Here is a 21,339-nt window from a genome sequence, read left to right on the forward strand (position 1 = left end):
TTTATTATTTCAACTTATTATTCATCATATGTGTGTATTTTCTGTGTTGGAAATATTTTCATTTCGTGTCGACTTTTTGTTTCTGCTGAAAATCTTGAAAATCACGAAAGCGATGAAAAAGATGACCGCTGCGGCAAACCCTGCCGCCGTCACTTGCCTGAAGCCGTTCTCCGCCATCACGTAAGCCATATGATCAGATGCCGAGGATGTGGTCATCGCACCTACCAGAGTCGCCAGTCCCCAATATATCAACGAAACCAGAGCGATGGTGACGGCACACCACAGGAAGCCCAGTCTGCTCCTCCAGCACAGCGCTATGACGGCGGCGCAAAGGATCACACATATTGCTGCTGAAAAGATACGAGCCGTTCCACTCGACACCGACGCATCTCCTGTGATGCTGGTGAACACCTCCTCGGACAGATCCCCATCCAGCGACTCATACTGCTCCATCTGCTGATTCAGCGAGGCCGTAAGGTCGGGCACTTCCTGCTGCATGGCTTGCCTCAGCAATTCACCCTCCAGCGGAGATATCTGATACTCCCCCTCGGCGTTGACTTGATCTATTCCTTCCGAAAACGCTGCCATCAGCTCATCATCGGCCACTTCCACATATGGATCGCCGAAAAACTGGGTGTTCACGGCTGCCGTCACATACTGAGTAAAGAAATCATCGATAGCCTCGGTGGAAAATATCGCTTTCATCATTTCGCCGTACTGACCGCCCATATTGACAGTCCCATCCGCCAGCGCCTCGTCTACCAGCTGAGACACGATATCGCTCTCCGTCAGCGCTTCCCGCACCGATTCCTCTGATGTGGCCTCGTCCAACGCAAAAAGCCCCATCGTCAGGGCTTCCGCTACGAATAGGGCCACAACTGCTATTATTGCCAGAATTATCTTCACTGCTTTCATTTGGATCATCTCCTTGTCCCGAAACCCCGGCACGTCTGACTATCAATCCCAGTGATCATGATGATCTATATCATGGCTGAGTATCGTCCCGCTGGTCCCGTCTATCTCAAATTCGTACTCATTGCCATTATACACTATTTCTATATCATATTCCAAATGACCGTCATCATAGTCGCAGTGAGCTACCGTGATATCGGACCCAGTGGCTCCGCTGACCTGTCCCAGTGCTATGGACTTTGCCTTCTCAAGACCGATCCCTGCTGTTGCTCCGGGGCCGTTGCCGCATGCTACGCCCTGTTGGCCATGATGGTTCCCGTAACCATAGCCTTCATAATGATGCTCAGCGTAATGATGCTGTCCGCCGTTGCCATAAACAGCAGAGGCCGCCGCCTGTGTGCCGGCGTCCGCTCCAGACGACGCCGTGCTGGCGCTCATCTGTGACTCATAGCTCTGAGCCCCTTCAGAGACTACCTTGCTTATGGATGTATCGGCGCTGACTGCAGCGTTCTGTCCTGTGACATTGATAGCATACACCGTCGCTCCTGCCAATACCAGACATATGGCCGCCGCAGAACTTATTATCGCCGCTCTCTTGGTCTTTCCTTTAAAAATATTCTTCATCACATTTACCTCCCAGATCTATTGTTTTTCGATTCTCTGTTTTCTTTATGGCTCTATCTTAATATCGCCACATTAATCGAGAATTACGCTAACATTAAAATGGGATTAATTTTCATGGCGCAAGATTAAAATCGTTGCAAGTCCGATCCTCGCCGCCCCTTCCCTCAGTCGTCTATCTCCCATTGGAGGATATTGCCTGTAGAGCCGTCGATCTCAAACTCATACTCGTATCCGCCGTACCATATGCTTCCTTCGTATTCGATACGACCTCCATCTATTTCCCGCTCGATTTCCTTCAAATCAGCTTCCGTAGCTCCCGGCACCCTCGCTACAGCGATGGCAACAGCCTGATCCATCCCGATATCGGTGACTCCATTACGGTGATGATTTCCGTTCCCATTACCATTATGTCCGTGCTCGTAATGCCCGCTCTGGGCGGTCCCGCTCTCAGCAGTATCTGAACCGGACCCAGTCTGAGCGTCCTGGGTCGCCTGTGTATCCTGCGTCCCCTGATCGCTCTGCTGGCTTCCCGAGCCGCCGTCTCCGCCACAGCCTGCCAGACAGAAAAGCGATATGACTGCCGCCACGAAGACCGCTGCCAGTTTTTTCGATCTGATCATTGCCTTTCCTCCTCATTTCCCTCATATAGCGGGAGCCTCACTGTAAACCTGCTTCCTTCACCATAGACGCTCTCGGCATCTATCTGGCCTCCATGGGCTTTCACCATGGCTTCCACCATAGCCAGCCCCAGACCGGAGCCTTCTTCGCTCCTGGAACCTTCGACGCGATAAAACCGCTCCCATATCCTCGGCATATCCTCCGGTCCTATACCGATACCGTCGTCTTCCACTTCACAGCAGACTTGCCCGTTGTCGATCCGCAGCTTCAGTTTCACGTGACCGTTTTTCTTTCCATATTTTATAGCATTGTCCATCAGGTTGAGTATCACTCTGATGAGCATGGTCTCGTCTCCATATACGAAGACTCCTTCCTCTATCTGAGTTTCTATTGCGATCCCTTTTTCCGCCGCGATCCCTTCCTGCTGCCACGCGACAGTTTCACACATATCGCTCATATCGACCTTCTCTCTTTCAGGCCTCAATCTGCCGGCGTCGCTCCTGGCCAGCGTCAGCAGCCTGTTCACAAGTCCGGCCATCCTCTTCGCCTCGCGATTTATCACTTCCAGCGATTTTTTTCTGTACTCCTCATCTTCCAGGGCATAATCGCTCTGAGAGATTATCACCGAAAGAGGTGTCCTCAGCTCGTGAGAGACGTCCGACGTGAACCGCTTCTCCTTCTCGAACGCCCGTTGGAGATTGTCAAACATACCGTTAAAAGCGGAGGTCAGATGGTATATCTCATCCCGGGAAAAGTCGGGCGAATCGCCTGTCTCTATTCTTCTGGAGAGATCTCCATCAGCACTTATCTCATCCACCGTCTGCAGAATATTTCTCACAGGTTTGAAGGCCCTTCTGGTTATCAGGTAACCACCCAGCGCCGCCAGCACCACTAACGCCGGGAAAGCGATAGCCGCAAATCTGATAACAAAGGAGAAGGTTCCTCCCTCAGCAAAATCCTTGGCTATCCCTCTGACCCATACGGTTTTTCCATCCATATCGAAGCTGTTGTCATATACATACCAGGTCTCCCCTCCCTCTTCCAGCTTTTTCATCACGTTATCGCCAAAATCAGGGAGATCCGCCAGCTCAGCCGGCCTGCGGCCCTCTATCAGCTCTCCGGACGCGTCGTAGACACTGAGGTAGACACCGTCCTCGTAAAAGTCCAGGTCATCATCTATTATGAAGCTTTCTCCCAACATGCCAATCTGATCCCTGGCATCCGATACGGAGTCTGCCAGCCTGGTCCTGGCCAGCTCTCCGGCTCTGACATTCCCGGAATAGGTGAGGATAGCCAAAAATCCTGCCGTTATGATGACGAGGAATATGGTATACCATATCGTTATCCTTACTTTCACCGATAGTCTGCCCATCTACTTCACCATGTACCCGGCACCCTTGACCGTTATTATCTTCTTCTCATCGAAACCGTCGTCTATCTTCTTTCTCAGATGATGGACGTATACGTCTATCACATTGGAGCCGCCATCATAATCGTAGTTCCAGATGTGATTGGACAGTTTGTCACGAGACAACACTTTCCCCTCGTTCTGCATCAGATATTCCAATATGTCAAATTCCTTGGCCGTCAGTGATATTTCCTTTCCGCCGCGCTCCACATATCTCGACGCGGAATCCAGCATCAGATCCCCTGATGTCATGACACTGCTGGCTCTTTCTCCGCCTCGTCTGACCATGGCTCTGACTCTGGCCATCAGCTCATCAAAATCAAAGGGCTTCACCAGGTAATCGTCAGCGCCTGCGTCCAGTCCGGCTACTCTGTCTTCCACCGTCCCCAGCGCCGTCAGCATCAGCACCGGCGTACTGTCGTGAGTCGCGCGCATCTCCCTGAGCACGCCCAGACCGGTTATCCCCGGCAGCATTATATCCAATATGACGCCATCATATTCGGCACATCGGAGAAAGTCCAGCGCTTCGTCTCCCGAATAACACGCGTCTACCGTATAATGTTCACTGGTCAGCTTTCTGACTATTATCTCATTGAGATCCTTCTGATCTTCCACAACTAATATTCTCATAGTTACAGTCTCCTTTGATATCGATTTTATCAGTTTTAAATTAAAATGACATTAAAAATCTCCGCATTATTGCTTTTACACGAAAAAACCGATACACTGATCATATAAGGAAATTTATGCAGGCAGCACAGCGCTGCCTATAAAATGGCCAGGAGGTATCATTTATGCTGGAAAAATCTGATTTCGTGGAAAGTTCGTGGCTGCGCTGGTCAGCTGAAAACCCGGAGGACGCCGATGTGCTGATAATGGGCATCCCTTTCGACAATGCTGTAAGCCTCAACAAAGGAGCGGCCAAAGCGCCGGACAACCTGCGGCGCCTGTCGGTGGATCTGTCCGATACTACTGATGTATTCCGCCCTATAAAGAACGGCGTGCTGTATGATTTTGGCGATATTCGGTCGGAACTGGACTGGAACCGATATTTCGGTTCAGTGGAAGCCAGCGCGCTTGAGCTGATGAAGCTGGAACGCTTCTGCCTGTTCCTGGGCGGCGATCATTCGGTGACGATCCCCCTCCACAAGGCATTCGGGGCGAACTTTGACGGTAAAAAAATCGGTATAATCCACATGGACGCTCACTACGACCTGTGTCCCGAGTACGACGGGCATCCCTGGTCTCACGCCTGCACCGAGGCCCGTGCCCTGGAAGGTGTTGTGACGGGCAAAGACCTGACCTTCATCGGTGTCCGGGTGGCTGAAGAAACCGAGCTGGAGTTGATGAAAAAGCATCCCGGGATCATGACCATCACCGCCGAAAATGTATACGATATGGGGGCTACCGCTGTCGTGGAAAAGCTGGCGGAGCGATATGCCGGCTACGACGCTCTTTATCTGACGCTTGACATCGACGTACTGGATCCCGCTTACGTTCCCGGCACCGGGACTCCAGTCTCAGGCGGACTTGATCCCATCGCGCTGGCAAAAATACTGCGAGGCGCACTGACAACGCTTCCTGTAAAAGCGATGGATATCGTAGAAGTCGCTCCGCCGCTGGATATCAACGACATAACCAGCTGGGCGGCGCTGAGAGTGATACACGAGATCCTGAGTCACTTCAGCAGATAAGGACGACATCAATCGCAATGAAAAGGACTGTCCGTCGGGCGGGCAGTCCTTCTTTGACCTCTGTTCAGTTGTTATTGATAAATCCCGCGATATTGTCGAATTCTATGACAGCCCGCTTTATCATCGACTCCTTTGTGGCGAATGCCACGTGTGGAGTCAGGACGGTGTTTGGAGCGTTGACCAGCGGGTCCTCTTTGGACACAGGCGGCTCAGAATCGAAGACGTCTATGGCCGCGCCTGCTATGGCCCCTGCTTCCAGCGCAGCGGCCAGCGCCCTGCTGTCAACCACCGGACCTCTGGCTGTGTTGACCAGTATGGCCGACGGCTTCATCATGGAAAGTTCCCTCTCTCCTATAAGTCCGCGGGTCGCATCGGTGAGAGGCACGTGGAGAGAAACGATGTCCGATCCTCTCAGCACCTCTTCAATGCTGGCGTATCTCACGCCTTTCACTTTACCGGGAGTCCTGTTGTAAGCGATAACGTCCATCCCGAAGGCTTCGGCGATCGCAATGACTCTGCTGCCGATGGCGCCTGTACCGATAACTCCTATAGTCTTTCCTTCCAGCTCGGAACCCACAAGACCATCTTTAGTGCCTTCTTTTCTGGTAACGGCATCGCAGGCCACGATGTTCCTGTAAAGATTTATGATGAGGCCAAAGGTCAACTCAGCTACGGCTGTAGTAGCATAACCGGCGCAATTCTGCACTCTTATGCCCCGTTCTTCACAGTATCTCAGATCCACGTGGTCCAGACCTGTAAAGGCGACAGCCAGCATCCTAACCTTCTTGCACTTTTCCAGCACTTCTCTGGGAAACGGAAGGTTTCCTATGGCGATGATATCGGCGTCTTTTCCCCGCCTGCCCAGCTCATCCACATCAGTCGTTCTGGTCTCGTAGCAGATGATTTCGTGCTCATCTCCGACAGCGGCCCTGGCGATTTCCATGAATCGCTTCTCCTCTACCCCCAGCGGCTCCATCACTACTATTTTCATATTATCCCTTCCTTTCACGCAGCAGGTCGCAGACCTCTGCGACTTTTCAGATGGTTTTCGTCTGTATATCTTAAGGATATATTATCATACAGAGCAGTCGAAAAGCAATGAAGAGCCCGTGGTATCGGCATTTTGCCTCTACCTGTATCCTTATTTTTTAAAAACACTTTGATTATTTCGCAGTCCATGTGATATAATCCAAGTGTTGTGTAGCGAAAGCGTAAGTCCAAACGGACTTACGCTTTTTTCGATATAAAGCAGCATTTACCGCGGAAAACGATCCGACAGGAGGACCCTGCCCCGCCATCAAGAAAGAGAGGATACCCAATATGACAGCAGAGAAAGAAAGTCGAAAAAATCTTACTATCACTACATTATCATTGTCACTGCTTACAGTAATGGCTGGCGCCGCAGTGGCTCCTGCCCTCAATACGATAAGCGCCTATTTCGGTGACGCCGGCCAGACCTTGACTCAGATGGTGATAAGTATACCGGCGCTTTTCATCGTTATAATGAGCATAGTGTTCCCAAAGCTGTGCGATCGGTTCAAATCGAAGGGACTTTTGATGACAGGCCTGCTGCTGTACGTGACAGGAGGGAGCCTCGCCGGTATCTTTGACAACATCTATATCGTACTGGCCTTCCGGGCTCTGGTAGGTATCGGCGTAGGCATCATCATGCCCCTGTCGACAGGTCTGCTGTCTTTCTATTATTCCAAAGACAAGCAGGATAAGCTGATGGGGTACTCGTCGGCCATGAACCAGATGGGTGGGGTCATAGCCACTCTCGTCGCCGGATTGCTGGCATCGGTAAGCTGGCGTCTCAGCTTCCTGGTGTATCTGATCGGACTTCTCAGCGTTGTGCTGTGTCTGCTTTTTTTACCTAACGACCGTATCGGCACTGAATCGGGGAAAAAAGAGACGATGGTCTTCGCAAGGTATTACCCTTTCATCATCGCCATGTTCCTCCTGATGTTCACGTTCTTCGTATATCCTGCGGAGTTCGCCATTGAGACTGCCAGAGAAGGTGTGATCCCCCAGCATTTCATTGCCGTCATCATGGCAGGGATGGATCTCATAGCTTTTTTAGGAGGACTGTCTTTTGTCCATATAAAGAAGATAGCCGGAAGCGCCACCAAAATCGTCGCGCCGACAATGTTCGCATTGGGTTACGCGTCCCTCTGGCTGCTGGGAGGATGGGTCGGCACCATTACCGGCTCAGCCCTGGTAGGTTTTGCCAACGGCCTGGGGATACCTTTTATCATTTCCACGGCTTCCCACAAAGCCGGCAGATCTGCTGCTGTCACAGTGATGCCGATACTGTCGATGGCTCTTTATCTGGCCCAATTCATGACTCCGCTGATGCTGTCAGCCATCACAAAAGCCGTAGGCGAAACTGCTGTACGACATCTGCCTTATTTGACAGCGTTCATCTCCGCTGTCCTTCTCCTCCTCTGGTCGCTTCTCATCAGGACATCCGCGCCTTCCAGAAAACGGGGACACTGGGACTTTCATGGAAATGACGAAGCATAGTGAGAATGGCATGGCACGGCGGGAAGCAATTTTTCGCGGACATATCACCGTTCTGATCATTCCAGTATGAACCGTTCTATTATTTCATCCAGCTTGCTGCCATCAGCTATATCACTTTCGTAGGTGCATATCAGATTGCTATGCTGCACATGGCCTATGCGTCTGTACGCCTCAATCTTCCTGTATGCCCGCATGAAATACTCGCTGTCCTCCATCATTCCGAAATGTTCCCAGAGGATGATCCGACCATCGCCTGTCATTATGGTAAAATCCGGATAGTATATCTTGTCGTCGATGAAAAACCGCGCTTCATACCGATATGCTATATGATATTCCTCCAGCTTGGAGCCTATGAATTTTTCCGATTTCGATCTTACCCTTACACCCCTTCCCGTCGCGTATCTGAGGTTTTCCATCTTATAATTATTTTGGGGGTAATCATCGTATTTCCACTTATACTCATCCGGAGACAGCAGATACATGTCTCCCTCCGGCAGCTGTCTGATTCTCTCCAGAGTCCTGACAGCGGCGTTTTTCTCTATGCTCTCCAGACTGGCGGCCAACTGAGCTTCTGCTGAGCTCAACACAGAACAGAACGCCTTTGCAATCGCGATCTCATAGCCTAATATTCTCTTACGCATCAATCTTCCGGTACTCCTGCAATCCTTCCTTATCGACTTGACCTGCCTGTCCCTATACACATAACAGCAGTATCGTCCGCCTTTCTTTATGATGAGGATCTCTCCCTCCGGCATGCGCCTATACTCCCTCTCCAATGCTTCAAGTCTTTTTTCCCATTTTTTCATTTCTTTCCTGATTATGCTGACAGATCTCTCTTTACCTGTATCCCCATTCATATTTCTATCCCTCGCTTCGCTTTCTTTTCTATATTTTACCATTTTTTATATGATTTGTAAATAATTTCTTTTCTTCAGAAGCCACTGCACCCATGACCCGCCCTCCTGCCGTTTGTATGGTGCAAATCTGCCGTTTCAAGGTGGTTTTTTCAAACCGCTGCACCCACATCCCCGATAAAAAGCCCGGGGTTGAGTGCTACTTTCCCGTTATTTTCTTAAAAAATGCACCCACACCCCTCTGATGCATCGACTTGTAGGTATACAGCGGACATAGCAGGGCGCAGGCGAAGCTATTTTGCACCCAAGGTCAGCATGGCATAAGAAGTTTAGGTGCATGAAAAGCTTCGACGCACGACGCATCCAAAACGCAGATGCGTCTCCGGCGTACCCATATAAATACGCGCAGGCAAAACGCCTGCGCGTATACAAATCACATTCCATATGGCAGGATGCTCTACAGCTTCCTGAGCAGATCCACGATCTCCAGCTTCTCCGCGGCTGTATCGGCAACATCCTTGATGATCCTGGCAGGAACACCGGCTACTACGACTCCCGGCGGAACATCATCCACTACGACAGCTCCGGCCGCCACGACAGCCCCTTTTCCGATGCGACAACCTTCCAGCACTACAGCATTGGCTCCGATGACTACATCATCCTCAACGATCACCGGCTGCGCGCTCGGCGGCTCTATGACTCCGGCAAGGACCGTTCCGGCTCCTATATGACAGTTCTTTCCAACCGTGGCTCTGCCGCCCAGGACTGCCCCCATGTCTATCATGCTTCCTTCGCCGATGACAGCGCCGATATTGATTATAGCTCCCATCATGATCACAGCATTGTCTCCGATCTCAACTTTGTCTCTTATGAAAGCTCCCGGCTCTATCCTGGCTTTGACATCCTTCATGTCCAGCAAAGGAATCGCCGAATTTCTGCAATCGTTTTCGACTACATAATCTTCTATCTTATCAGCGTTCTTTTCCAGGATATCCTTTACCCGGGTCCAGTCGCCGAACACGATCTTGTCTCCGCCACCGAAGACCTGGCAGTCTTCAAAATCCACCGGGGATTTTTCCTTTACATAGACCTTTACAGGCGTCTTTTTTTCAGCGTTTCCTATGAATTCTATTATCTCTCTTGCTTCCATCTTTCGTACATTCTCCTCCCGTTTATCTTGTCGACTTATCTGTTTCCGAAAAGCACGTCTTCCATGGTGTAAAAGCCTGTTTTCGCATCGACTGCGAACTGGGCTGCCCTGAGAGCCCCAGATGCGAAGATTTTCTTTGAAAGAGCCGTGTGTTTCACCTCCAGGACCTCGTCATTCCCGGCATATATCACCGTATGCTCGCCGGCAATAGTCCCTCCTCGTATGGCGTGGATCCCGATCTCCCTGCCTCTCTTCCTGTTGCCTTCTCTGCCAAAAACATGCTCATAACGATCCCTTTCATCGGCTGCCGCCAATAACATCTTAGCCGTGCCGCTGGGAGCGTCCAGTTTTTTATTATGATGCTTTTCTATTATCTCTATGTCGAAGGCATCTTCCAGTATCGGTGTTATTTCGGCGATGATCCTCTTCATCACGTTTATACCCAGAGAGTAGTTGGCGGAAAATACCACCGGTACCGATTCAGCCAGCTCTTCGATCTCCGCTGTCTGTTCCTCCGTGTATCCTGTAGTAGCTATGACCGCCGGACATCCCGTATTTTTACAATACTTCACCAGCATCTCCAGATTGGCCGGGTTGCTGAAGTCTATTATGACATCTACACCGGTCAATTCTTCCGGTTTCTGACCTTCGAGGGGCTCTATCACTCCGGCCAGCTGAAAGCCCTCCTTTTCCTCGATCATACCGGCCAGCACTCTTCCCATGGCGCCGCCGCCTAAAACAGCTATCTTCATCATTATCATACCCTTTCCTCATATCATTTAAACATCGGTTGTCGTCTGCAAGAACTGCAGATCCTGCAATCTGCCATCCATTATCTTCACTGACGGGCCTTCCATATACACATCGCCGTCACCAGATATCTCTATCCCCAGGCTGCCCAGCTTCAGACGGACCTCCGCGCTGTTGCCGCAGATCCCCTTCATACTAGCCACCACTACGGAAGCGCAGGCTCCTGTACCGCAGGCCAGCGTCATGCCGACGCCCCGCTCATAAGTCTGTACTTCGAGCGTATCATCGTCTATCGCCTTTACAAAATTCACGTTGGTCTTTTCCCTGAAAACAGAGTGGTTGCAGATCTCCTCGCCTACCCCGGGCACATCTATGTCATCAAAATCATCTACGAAGATCACTGTATGGATGGTTCCCATAAAGAGACTGTTTATCTCCACATCAGTCCCGTTTTTCAGCGGAAGACGCAAGCCCAGCAAATCTTTTGCCTCCGTATTCCCCATATCATTCGTATCCATCTTTACCGCCTGCGGCCCGAAAATCGGTTTCCCCATATTTATCTTTGCCCTGAACGGGTCGTCGCTGGAGATCTCGACTGTCATATCGCCGGCCAGCGTTCTCACCGGATACTTACGGCTGGACTCTATCCTTTCATCACGACAAAAATTAGCAAAGCACCTTATACCGTTGCCGCACATAGGAGCCCTGCTGCCGTCACGGTTAAAGAACACCATTTCCAACGCCGGTTCACGTCTCACCACTATCATCCCGTCAGCGCCGACTCCCGTATTGACATCACAGACCATACGTGCAAAACCGGGATATCCGGCCTCGTCGATCTCCTTCGAGAGCTCATCTTCCCTAATTATCACAAAGCTGTTTCCGCATCCATGATATTTCGAAAACAACACCATGCCATCACCTGCCTTCTTTCATCGTACTGTCCCGACGCGCCGAGGATCTCACACTTCCAGACTGTACTGATCCGCATATGTTTCCCGCCTTATGACCAGTCTGGCTTTCCCGTCGCGGACAAACACCACTGCCGGCCTTCCCAGTCTGTTGTAATTGCTGGCCATCGAATAACCATAGGCTCCTGTGGAATAAACGACCAGCAGATCCCCGGTCTTCGCCTCCGGCAGCTTCGCGTCAGCTATCAGGACATCCCCTGATTCACAATTCTTTCCCGCTATACAATATGAGGCCGCCGGCTTTTCCGTGAGCTTTTCCGCAAGAGCGCATGTGTACTCGGCACTGTAAAGCGCCGGCCTTATGTTGTCGCTCATTCCCCCATCCACGAATATATAATTCTTATCGCCGCTCTTCTTCATATCGCCTATCGTATATAACGTATATCCGGCTTCGCCGACCACTGCTCTGCCCGGTTCCGTTATCAGCTTGGAAATAGTCACATCACTTTTTTCCAGCGCTTCCTCCGCGTATCTCACCAAACTGGCGCACATCTGTCCCAGCGGCACCGGCCTATCCTCTTCTACATATTTGATCCCGAACCCTCCGCCTATGCTCAGTTCGAAGCCGTCAACTCCCCGCGAAGCTTTTATGTCGGCCAGGAATCCTATCATCGTCCCCAGAGCCTTTTCGAAGGACTCCGCTTCCACTATCTGTGAACCTATATGACTGTGGAACCCGGCCAGCTCTATATTTTCATCAGCATCCAAAATATCCATGACCTGCTCTATCTGTGCTCTGTTCTCTATATATATACCGAATTTGGAATCCGGCTTGGATGTCATGATGTATTCGTGGGTATGCGCTGAGATCCCCGGGTTTATCCTCAAAAGCGCTTTTGCCTTTTTGCCTGCCCCGCCAGCAGCCGATACCAGCCTGTCCACTTCCATCACGTTATCTACGACGAAATAGCCTACGCCGGCTTCGAGCCCCATCTCTATCTCCTCGTTGCTCTTGTTGTTGCCGTGGAAATATACGCGCTTCATGTCGACACCAGCTTCCATGGCGCCGTATAACTCTCCTCCGCTTACCACATCCAGTCCCAGGCCCTCCCCGGAAAGGAGCCTGAACAACGCCTTCGATGAAAACGCCTTTGACGCGTATGCCACCTCTGTCTCGAATTTTTCTGATCTGAAATTTTCAACCGCGGCTCTGGCCTGCTCTGCTATTCTTCCCTCATCATAAACGTAAAGAGGTGTCCCGAACTGCTCAGCCAGCGATCTGCAGTCCACCCCTCCTATTTTCAAAACACCCATCTCTTCGCCTTTCTCTTCTTCGTCTTTTTTTGATCCACTGCATGTTCTTACTGCGCTTTTCCCTTTATCTCGCTTTCCCAGGCCCGTCATTCCGGCTGCCATCCAGCCCGCCTCGCTATAAAAAGATCCTTCCGTATCAAAAAGGTCAGCAAGGCTATACCTTACTGACCTGAAAAATCAAAATATCGTCACATAAGGATAGCACACCTGCCAAAAGCCTGACGCTTTCAGGCAGACAGTCATATGGCTGTTGACCACATGCCCACCGGGACTTCATGCCTGAAACCTCGGTTCGGCGGACTTGCCTCCGAGTGGTTCTCTGCCCGCCGGCTCCCCAGCTCTTCATCGCCTCCGCGCCTCTATCAGCTGTTGTCAGTATACTAGATATCCAATGATTATGCAAGGGTCGATTTGGGTCGGAAATACCTTTAAAAAAGCTGCCGCATCGGGATGCCCCGATACGGCAGCTTCAGTTCAACGAAAAGGCTCAGAAGCCTCTGTTCAGAAATCTCTATATCGATTTTCAGTCTTTAGGTATCGGGTCGAATTTCTTTCCTATGATAAGGAAGATAACTCCCAGAGCCAGCATGATTATGCCTGCCCATCTTGCTATCTCTATCATCAGCCAGAAATTGCTCATGATACCGGAGCCATATGTTTCAAGATAATAAGCAGGACCCCACGAGCCTTCATACCATACAAGGAAGAAGGATCCTACAGTGCAGACAAATCCGAACAGCAGGAAGAAGAATCCGAATCTCTCTATGTCGCCCAGAGCCAGCTTGGTCTTAGGGTTGATAGGATTGTTCTCAGGATCTTTCTTGTAAAGTCCGCCATATATCCACTTGCAGATAGGATAGAATATCACAGCCGCAATGATGGCGATGAATCCCAGCAGGAAATACTCCGTTCCGTTTACATAGAAGCTGATAACGCCTATGATGAGAGGGCCGCCGCAGATATATATCGGCGCCAGCTTGCTCTTTACATAGTAGAGATCTCCTCTCTTCTCAACAGGATACTCTTTTCTGATCTTTACATAAGCAAACGACAGGCCTACATAAAGGACGAACAGTACCGGCGAAAGTATCGTTACCAGTATCTCGAAGTTGAGGTTTACCAGGATGAGGTTTACCACAGCCGCCAGCACGATAGGTATTACTGGCACCTTTCTGTTCGGCGACAGCTTCGAGAGGAACTTCGGGCAGAAGTTGTCCTGACCCATCGGTATGAAGGATCTGGACGATGATGTGATCAGTGCGTTGAATATGGAGCACTGCGCTATTACTGCCGCGATCATGAAGGCGGCGCCTGCCCATGTCCCCACATGCTCAGAAAGCACTGACGAATAGTCGAGGCTGATCCCCCACTCGCTCCACGGACCAGTGGATACGATACCAGCCAATGTAGGGAGCAGATAGCTCAGCGTGATGATGACGATAGCTATCTTCATTCCCTTAGGGATGATCTGAGGATTCTCAACTTCTCCGCCCAGGAATGAGATGGCCACGTAGCCGCAGTACATCCATACTCCTATGGCAAGTCCGGTACCCCAGCTGGAGAAGGCGTTGTCCCCCTCTACCATGAACGGCTCAAACGGATCGTTGGTCCAGTTGGCAAGACCTACTACTGTTACCGCGGTAAACGCCAGCAGTATGATGATACAGAATATGGTACTTGCGATACTTACCTCTTCGAGCCCTCTCAGGTTGATGATCATGAATATCAATATGAACACCGCCTTGCAGAGGAAGGCTGTTACCGGGGTAAGAGGCACATACATGCCTATGTAATCCACGGCCAGAACTACATATGCCGGTCCGGTCAGGTAATTGGCCAGCGCCATCCAGAAGCCCATGGAAAAGCCCCAGAATTCACCGAAGGCCATCTTCGACCATACATAAGGACCTGCGTCTACCGGAACAAGGTTGGAAAGCTCCGAGCAGTACAGTCCTATCGGCATGGCCCATAAAATAGGAATGAGTACGAGTAACAGCAGAGTAAGTCCCGGACCTGATGACGAGATCATTGACTCGATACCGAAAGCCCCGCCTGCGCATGCGCAGTAAATGAAGAAGACCATCGTCGGAAGCGCGAAATGCTTCTTCTTCATACCGGGAGTAGCATCAGTCAATATCTGTCCGCCCGTGTAATTGACTTTTGACATAATTCTCTCCTTTCATGATAATAATGATAATAAGTTCCCGCCGCAAATATTGATGCGGCGTATATACAAGCCTTCCGGCCAGTATTGTCCGTAAAGAGCTGCCACACCTTACGCCTTGTAAGTCGTCACACCATCCATCACAGTCTCTATGACTTTTACATTATGGATATCCTCGAGAGGAATGTCAAGGATGTTTTCTTCTAATATTACGAAATCTGCGTATTTTCCGACTTCTATCGACCCGATGACGTCGTCCATGTGCATCTGATACGCATTGTTGATGGTGAACCCTTCTATGGCCTCCTGCACTGTCGTCTTCTCATCCGCAGGCTCCAGCACAGGCGCGTCAGGCTGCCCGTACATCTTCCTGGTAGCACACATTTCTATGCTCTTGAGAGGCTCCCTGCCGTATTCGTCTACAGGGAAATCGCTTCCCAGTGCCATCCTGGCTCCTCCGTCTATCAGGCTTCTCATCCTGAAAGTCTCGTTGTTTATATGCCCCAGCACCTTATCCATCAGCGGATTGCCATACATCCATACTCCTGTGCTGTTGGCGATGATATCGTACTTTCCGAAAAGTGGGATATCGTCAGGAGCCACGTACTGGGAATGAGAGCAAGTCACCCTGCAGTCGTCATAGCCCGCCTCACGGATAGCCTTCGCCATGGCTACGACCGATCTGGCCGCCACATCTCCGATAGCGTGCATATTCACGTCGAGTCCTTCCTTCGCGGCTTTGAGCCCTGCCTCGGCGGCGGTCTTTTCATCCATAAGCGGTTTGACTACCGAGCCGTCTTCAGGATACGGCTCACTGAGAGCCGCCGAACGGCTTTCCATCGTACCATCGTTGATTATCTTGAACAGATTTATCCTGAATTTATCATCGTTGTACTTTTCCCTCGCTTTAACGATGGCTTCGATCCTGGAGTCCACCAGATCCACATCGTCCAGATGACATGTACAACCAACGAACCTCTGTAAATATTTACCGCTGTCACGTATCGCATCCAGCGCTTCGTAATACTGCTTTTCCAGATATGAATACATCCCCACGTCTACCGTGCCCGTCACTCCCATGGCTGCATAGTCCGCGGAATTTTCCGCCATTATATTGATGACGCTGTCGCTGTCGAAGAAGTTTATCTTGCTCATTATCATGGCCTGGGCGCGTCCCTCGACGATGTGTCCGGCAGGCTCGCCCTTTTCGTTTCTCGAAAAGTAATGGAGCCCCGGCAAAGGATCCGGAGTATCCTTGGTTATGCCTGCCATTTCGAAGCACTTGCTGTTGCCCCATGCCTCGTGAGCTCCGCTTCCAAGGAAGAACATCGGCTTATCCGGACAGATATCATCCAGCAGCTCTTTTCTCGGCCCTTTCTCATCGAAGAGCCACTCAGCGTATCCGAGGCCGAAATAAGCGTCGGCGTCAGGATGCTCAGCCACATATTTTCTTATATTATCAAGACATTCATCCAGAGTCCAGTCTATGTCGAAGACTATCTGCGACAGCACATGAGCTGCCATCACAGGATGACAGTGGCCGTCAATGAAGCCCGGTAGCATCATCTTTCCGTCCAGATCATATATCTCGGTATCCTCGTCGCAAAAAGCATCCGCTCCTGCTCTGTCTCCCACATACACGATCTTATTTCCCTCAACAGCTACGGCTTCAGCCCATTCACGATCCTTGTTCACAGTAAATATGCTGCCATTCACATAAAGCTTATCTGCGCTCATCTCCTATTCCTCCTTCATGATGTCTTCTGATGTCGTCAAGATACATTTTTTTAAAATTTCTTACTTTTTAAAAATTATATAACCTTCCGTAGGGGCTAAGTCAAGATGTTTTTTGAGGTATTTCGAGCAAAAGGTAAACCATTACTTTATGTTTTATGATAAAATGATCATATCATCTACCCAGGAAAGGTCCATAGACAATGAAAATAGGAGAATTCTCAAGAAAATTCAACGTTTCAGTCTCTACTGTGAGACACTACATAAATCTGGGACTGCTGATACCGGAAAAGAACGGATTCCAGTACAGATTCACCGACACCGACTGCCGCGACATGGACATCATCTCCTCCATGAAGTCCGCCGGCTTCAAACTTGATGAACTCAACAAGTATCTGAGTCTGTACCGCTTCTATAATAAAGATGATTACATTCTCTACGAAAAACTTCTTGATTTTCTTTCTCTGAAGAAACAAAGCTTACTCGAAGAGCGGGATCGTATCGGCACCTTCATCATGCTGCTGAACAAGTGTATCAAAGATGTGGAAAATGAAAGGGACTCCGCTTCCCGCCGTCTCATGGATAAGGAGAAAGAGGCCAGCAGCGGTATGCTTCCCGGAGTCCCACTGGACGTCATCGATCTGCTGACCTGTCCTGACTGCGGCCGAAAGCTCAATGTCTCCGGCGCCGATATCTTCGATAATTCCATCATCACCGGAGGATTAAACTGCTCCTGTGGTTACAGAGCTTCCATCGAGAACGGCGTCATACTCACTTCTGAAGCAGATGATCTGGACAACAACCTTCAGTTCCTGGACCGCTATTTTGGCGAGGAAAACCTCATCAGCAATGAGGATGGCATCGTGCTGATGGGCATGAGCGAACACAGCAATGCCTACCTCACCAACTTCTACAAAGGCGGAAAATGGATACAAAAAGAGCTGGAGGCTCTGGATACGAAGGGAAAAACGATGCTTTTCCCCGACATCGCCTGTCAATACCTGTACAGCTACCTGGAAAACGACGATGCCTACGATAACATCTTCATCGTGACTGCGTTGGCAGAGCGGACGATACATGCTATGCGTCAGCACATAGCCAACGCCCGCCCCGATTTCAAGGTCGCCTATGTGATAAATCAGGACGGCAGACTGCCCCTCAGGAAAAACTCCATCGATATAGTCGTGGATTACATGGGATCCAGCAATCTGGGCTTCTTCATGGACAGACATTACTTCGACATGATCGGCCAGTCCCTCGCCAGAGACGCCGTCATCCTCGGTATGGCAGAATACTACAGGCGGGACAGCCTTTCACTGGAAACGGTACATCGCCTTTATTCTCACGCCGCGTCTGACGTCTTCACACTGGGGTTCATCAACGGAGCCCTGGCCCGCGGCGGATTCAGCATAGAAAAGTTCGAAAAGGTAGACGAAGGTTACGAGCCGGGGCGATTCTTTGAATATCACCACCCCGGCGACGTGCGCACCAATATCGTTTATCTGGCCAAACGCCGCTGACCCGCCGTTTCCGGCTATCTGGCCAGTCTGTACAGCGCCTCGGCGTATATCTTAGCCACAGACATCAGCCTGTCCACCGAGATGCTTTCATTCTCCACGTGGAACAGCAGCGGCTCGTTCTGCAATGCCATACCATATGGCACGAAGTCCTTCAGTACCCGTGCATATGAACCGCTGCCGTTGGCAAAAGGCTTCGATTCGTTATCTCCCGTAGCCTCCCTGTAGACCTCGATCAGGGTCTTCGCCGGTTCCTGCTGCGGATCGACCCGGAATCCCTCTATATTGAGAGTCATCTCAACGCTAAAGCCTGTTCCGGCCAACGCCTTCTTCACCCTTCCGACCATATCTTCCGTTTCCAGCGAAAAAGGCAGTCTGGCGTTGAAATCTATATCGAGCTTCCCGTTCTCATAAGATATAAGACCCATGTTGTTGGTACTCTCGCCGGTCTCATCCTTTTCTCTGATCCCCAGGCCTTCTCCCGTCACATCTCTGCACACAAGCGGCGGCAAAAGCTTTATCCCCTCACATATGTCACGAGGCTCGTAATCCATCTGCGCCAGCTCTTCCAGGAGCATGGCGATGGCGTTCTTTCCCTGTTCCGGCGTGGAAGCGTGAGCAGGCACTCCTGTGGTCTTCACTCGCTTGACTTCGTTCCCCTGGCTATCGGTAAATATGGCCTCGGCCCATGACGGCACGATGTTGATGGCATCCCCGCCTCTGATGGATTTCAGGATCAGGCCAGTTTTTTCGTCCTGAGTCCCGGCGTCCATCCCGGCAGTCATCATCGTGAATCGTGTATTGACGAAATGTTTTTCGGAAAAGCATATAGGGAAGAAGGAATCCGGCACTATGCCGCAGGACGGTATCCTTTCGGCCTTCTCCAGGTAGCGATGGAGACAAGGAAAATATCCGCCTTCTTCGTATGAGCCGACTATCTGGACGATATTCCTGGAAAGAGGCAGCCCGCTTTCCCTGATAGCCAAAGCAGCGTAAAATGTCGCGATAGTCGGTCCCTTATCGTCTATGGCACCACGGCCATATATCACGCCATCGTGGAGCTCTCCGCCGTAAGGAGGATATTTCCACTCTCCTCCTGCAGGAACCACATCTACATGGCCGACGGTCCCCACAGCATCGTCTTTTCTCTCCCCGAAATCCAACTGGCATGCTACGTTATCGTAATTGGTGACATCGAAGCCCTTTTCCTTACCCAGCTCCATCATGTACTCCAGAGCCTTTTTTGGGCCTTCCCCGAAGGGAGCGTCGCACTTGCCTACCTCGCCTTCCATCACCGCCACTGATTCTATCCTGATTATTTCCTGCAGCTTTTCGACCATTTCATCTCTATAGCCATCCAGTATCGCAGCTATCTTTTCGTTCATTTCACCGTTCCCTTTCTCGCTTTCCATACGCGATCACGCTTTATATACAGTCTTCCCATCCATTATGGTCTCGCGCACTTTGACTTTATGTATCTCTGTCAGAGGTATATCGAACAGATTCTTCTCAAGCACCACCAGATCGGCATATTTGCCCACTTCGATGGAGCCAAGCTTGTGATCCATATGCATCTGATAGGCGTTGTTTATAGTATAGCTCTCGATACCGTCTTTGACTGCCAGCTTTTCCTCATAAGGCTCCAGCACCGGCAGTTCCGGATGATCGAAGAGTTGTCTGGTGCAGCCCATCTCTATCCCCTTCAGCGGTTCGCGGCCAAACTCATCCACAGGGAAATCAGATCCCTGCCCCATACGGCAGCCGCCGGCTATCATTGTCTTCAGTCGGAAAGTATGGTTCTGCCTGTCTCCGATGACCTTTTCCATGTCCGGATTACCGTAGTGCCATACGCAGGTGGTATTGGCGACGACATCGTACCGTCCGAAGAGAGCCAGCTCCTCATCCTTCACATAATCGCAATGGGAATTGACGATACGGCAGTCATGATATCCGGCCTCCCTTACAGCCTTTGCCATGGCCAGAGTGCCGCTGATAGCCTCGTCGCCTATTCCGTGGACATTGATGTCCAGGCCTTCCTTTGCCGCCCTGAGTCCCACCTGGGCAATCTCCTCCCTGTTGAAGAGCGGATATACCATCGAACCGTCCTCATTGTAAGGCTGGCTCAGTGCAGCCGATCTCGTCTCGAGAGTCCCGTCGTTTATTATCTTGAGGAAATGTATCCTGAACTTGTCGGAATCGTACTTCTTCCTGTACTCTATCAGTCTCGGGATGATGACGTCCACATCGCCCTTTTCCGATATCATCCTGCCGCAGCCGAAGAATCTCTGCTTGTAGGAGCCTTCTTCTATCATCTTCGGGACTTCCTCAAAGTATGTATCGAGAGCGAACTCAGGCGCGCCCATATCGCAGGTGGAGGTCACGCCCATGGCCGCGTACCCGTCGGATCCGTCCCTCAGGGCTTCTTCCACCTTTTCCTGACGGAAAAAGTCGATCTTATCCATTATCATCGTCTGCGTCGCCATCTCCAGCAGATGACCTGTCGGTTCGCCCGCCTCATCTCTGTGGAAATAGTGGAATCCCGGTATCGGATCCGGCGTATCTTTCGTTATCCCCGCCAGCTCCAGCGCCTTGCTGTTGACCCACGCTTCGTGGGCGCTGCTTCCCAGGATCATAACAGGCTTATCGGAACAGATAGCGTCCAGCAACTCCTTCTTAGGGCCCTTCTCGTCGAAGATCCACTCCGCGTATCCTATACCGAAGTAAGTCGGTTCGTCAGGATTGTCCTCTACGAACCGTTCTATCTCCGCCAGGCATTCTTCCACGGTCCATTCGATCTGAAGATATACGCCGCACAGGTACTGAGCCGCCATCACAGGATGACAGTGACCGTCTATGAATCCCGGCAGCATCATCCCCCCGTTCATATCGTTTATTTCCGTCTCGTCTCCGCAGAATGCCTTGGCGCCTTCGTCGCTGCCCACATATACGATCTCGTTGCCCTTGATGGCTACCGCCTGGGCCCATTCTTCCTTACCGTTTACCGTATAAACCTTTCCGTTCAAATACACTTTGTCTGCCTTCATAATGGCCTCCTTTTCCGCACGGATTCACCTTTGGATCTTTCCCGTAAATTTTTACTATGAATTTTTTTAAAGATTACGATTTTTTAATAATTATATAACCTGTCGTAAGGAACAGGTCAAGG

At 50.7% G+C, this 21,339-nt stretch carries 18 protein-coding genes and 1 riboswitch; of the genes, 3 read left to right on the top strand and 15 right to left on the bottom strand.

The annotated features are described in order from the left end of the window. Positions 1 to 24 precede the first annotated feature (24 nt). The 5 genes from ACQY69_RS07815 to ACQY69_RS07835 form a co-directional block, all read right to left on the bottom strand. The gene (locus ACQY69_RS07815; RefSeq protein WP_428259970.1) at positions 25 to 915 is read right to left on the bottom strand and encodes a hypothetical protein; all 891 of its coding nucleotides are present in this window, start codon (positions 913 to 915) and stop codon (positions 25 to 27) included. A 42-nt stretch (positions 916 to 957) separates the two neighbouring features. After that, a complete protein-coding gene (locus tag ACQY69_RS07820) occupies positions 958 to 1,536 on the bottom strand; it encodes a PepSY domain-containing protein (RefSeq protein ID WP_428259971.1) in 579 nt (192 codons plus the stop codon). A gap of 164 nt (positions 1,537 to 1,700) precedes the next feature. Continuing rightward, positions 1,701 to 2,156, bottom strand: a complete 456-nt coding sequence (locus tag ACQY69_RS07825; protein WP_428259972.1) for a PepSY domain-containing protein — start codon at positions 2,154 to 2,156, stop codon at positions 1,701 to 1,703. Next, the gene (locus ACQY69_RS07830; RefSeq protein ID WP_428259973.1) at positions 2,153 to 3,526 is read right to left on the bottom strand and encodes an ATP-binding protein; all 1,374 of its coding nucleotides are present in this window, start codon (positions 3,524 to 3,526) and stop codon (positions 2,153 to 2,155) included. The genes ACQY69_RS07825 and ACQY69_RS07830 overlap by 4 nt, the downstream gene beginning before the upstream one ends. Next, complete coding sequence (locus tag ACQY69_RS07835) at positions 3,527 to 4,192, bottom strand: response regulator transcription factor (RefSeq protein WP_428259974.1); 666 nt, start codon at positions 4,190 to 4,192, stop codon at positions 3,527 to 3,529. It abuts the gene before it with no gap. A gap of 164 nt (positions 4,193 to 4,356) precedes the next feature. On the opposite strand from ACQY69_RS07835, the gene speB reads away from it, so the two are divergent. Then, positions 4,357 to 5,256 carry an agmatinase gene (gene speB, locus ACQY69_RS07840; protein ID WP_428259975.1) on the top strand — a complete coding sequence of 300 codons (900 nt, stop codon included), beginning with the start codon at positions 4,357 to 4,359 and terminating at the stop codon, positions 5,254 to 5,256. A 64-nt stretch (positions 5,257 to 5,320) separates the two neighbouring features. Here the strand turns inward: speB and ACQY69_RS07845 are convergent, their stop codons facing one another. Then, on the bottom strand, positions 5,321 to 6,247 hold the full coding sequence (locus ACQY69_RS07845; protein ID WP_428259976.1) for an NAD(P)-dependent oxidoreductase: 927 nt from the start codon (positions 6,245 to 6,247) through the stop codon (positions 5,321 to 5,323). 329 nt (positions 6,248 to 6,576) lie between these two features. On the opposite strand from ACQY69_RS07845, the gene ACQY69_RS07850 reads away from it, so the two are divergent. Further along, positions 6,577 to 7,779, top strand: a complete 1,203-nt coding sequence (locus ACQY69_RS07850) for an MFS transporter (protein WP_428259977.1) — start codon at positions 6,577 to 6,579, stop codon at positions 7,777 to 7,779. Positions 7,780 to 7,835: 56 nt separating this feature from the next. Here the strand turns inward: ACQY69_RS07850 and ACQY69_RS07855 are convergent, their stop codons facing one another. The 7 genes from ACQY69_RS07855 to ACQY69_RS07885 all read right to left on the bottom strand — a co-directional run bounded on the left by ACQY69_RS07855 (position 7,836) and on the right by ACQY69_RS07885 (position 16,659). Beyond that, on the bottom strand, positions 7,836 to 8,636 hold the full coding sequence (locus tag ACQY69_RS07855) for a hypothetical protein (protein ID WP_428259978.1): 801 nt from the start codon (positions 8,634 to 8,636) through the stop codon (positions 7,836 to 7,838). 454 nt (positions 8,637 to 9,090) lie between these two features. Next, the gene (dapD, locus tag ACQY69_RS07860) at positions 9,091 to 9,783 is read right to left on the bottom strand and encodes a 2,3,4,5-tetrahydropyridine-2,6-dicarboxylate N-acetyltransferase (RefSeq protein WP_428259979.1); all 693 of its coding nucleotides are present in this window, start codon (positions 9,781 to 9,783) and stop codon (positions 9,091 to 9,093) included. Positions 9,784 to 9,818: 35 nt separating this feature from the next. Next, positions 9,819 to 10,544, bottom strand: coding sequence for a 4-hydroxy-tetrahydrodipicolinate reductase (gene dapB, locus ACQY69_RS07865; protein ID WP_428259980.1), 726 nt, complete (start codon positions 10,542 to 10,544; stop codon positions 9,819 to 9,821). A gap of 18 nt (positions 10,545 to 10,562) precedes the next feature. Next, complete coding sequence (gene dapF / locus ACQY69_RS07870; protein WP_428259981.1) at positions 10,563 to 11,447, bottom strand: diaminopimelate epimerase; 885 nt, start codon at positions 11,445 to 11,447, stop codon at positions 10,563 to 10,565. A gap of 48 nt (positions 11,448 to 11,495) precedes the next feature. After that, on the bottom strand, positions 11,496 to 12,860 hold the full coding sequence (gene lysA, locus ACQY69_RS07875) for a diaminopimelate decarboxylase (RefSeq protein WP_428259982.1): 1,365 nt from the start codon (positions 12,858 to 12,860) through the stop codon (positions 11,496 to 11,498). 89 nt (positions 12,861 to 12,949) lie between these two features. After that, positions 12,950 to 13,128, bottom strand: a riboswitch (Lysine riboswitch). Between the two features lie 153 nt (positions 13,129 to 13,281). Then, positions 13,282 to 14,925, bottom strand: a complete 1,644-nt coding sequence (locus ACQY69_RS07880) for an APC family permease (RefSeq protein ID WP_428259983.1) — start codon at positions 14,923 to 14,925, stop codon at positions 13,282 to 13,284. A gap of 108 nt (positions 14,926 to 15,033) precedes the next feature. Then, positions 15,034 to 16,659: an amidohydrolase gene (locus ACQY69_RS07885; protein WP_428259984.1), complete on the bottom strand. Its 1,626-nt coding sequence runs from the start codon at positions 16,657 to 16,659 to the stop codon at positions 15,034 to 15,036. Between the two features lie 200 nt (positions 16,660 to 16,859). On the opposite strand from ACQY69_RS07885, the gene ACQY69_RS07890 reads away from it, so the two are divergent. After that, on the top strand, positions 16,860 to 18,176 hold the full coding sequence (locus tag ACQY69_RS07890) for a MerR family transcriptional regulator (RefSeq protein WP_428259985.1): 1,317 nt from the start codon (positions 16,860 to 16,862) through the stop codon (positions 18,174 to 18,176). 14 nt (positions 18,177 to 18,190) lie between these two features. Here ACQY69_RS07890 and ACQY69_RS07895 read toward each other — a convergent pair whose 3' ends face one another. After that, a complete protein-coding gene (locus tag ACQY69_RS07895) occupies positions 18,191 to 19,585 on the bottom strand; it encodes a Sapep family Mn(2+)-dependent dipeptidase (protein WP_428259986.1) in 1,395 nt (464 codons plus the stop codon). A 6-nt stretch (positions 19,586 to 19,591) separates the two neighbouring features. Continuing rightward, the gene (locus tag ACQY69_RS07900; protein ID WP_428259987.1) at positions 19,592 to 21,217 is read right to left on the bottom strand and encodes an amidohydrolase; all 1,626 of its coding nucleotides are present in this window, start codon (positions 21,215 to 21,217) and stop codon (positions 19,592 to 19,594) included. Positions 21,218 to 21,339: the final 122 nt, after the last annotated feature.

It is taken from the genome of Gallibacter sp. Marseille-QA0791, from assembly GCF_965119705.1.
Lineage (GTDB): Bacteria > Bacillota > Clostridia > Peptostreptococcales > Anaerovoracaceae > Lentihominibacter > Lentihominibacter excrementipullorum.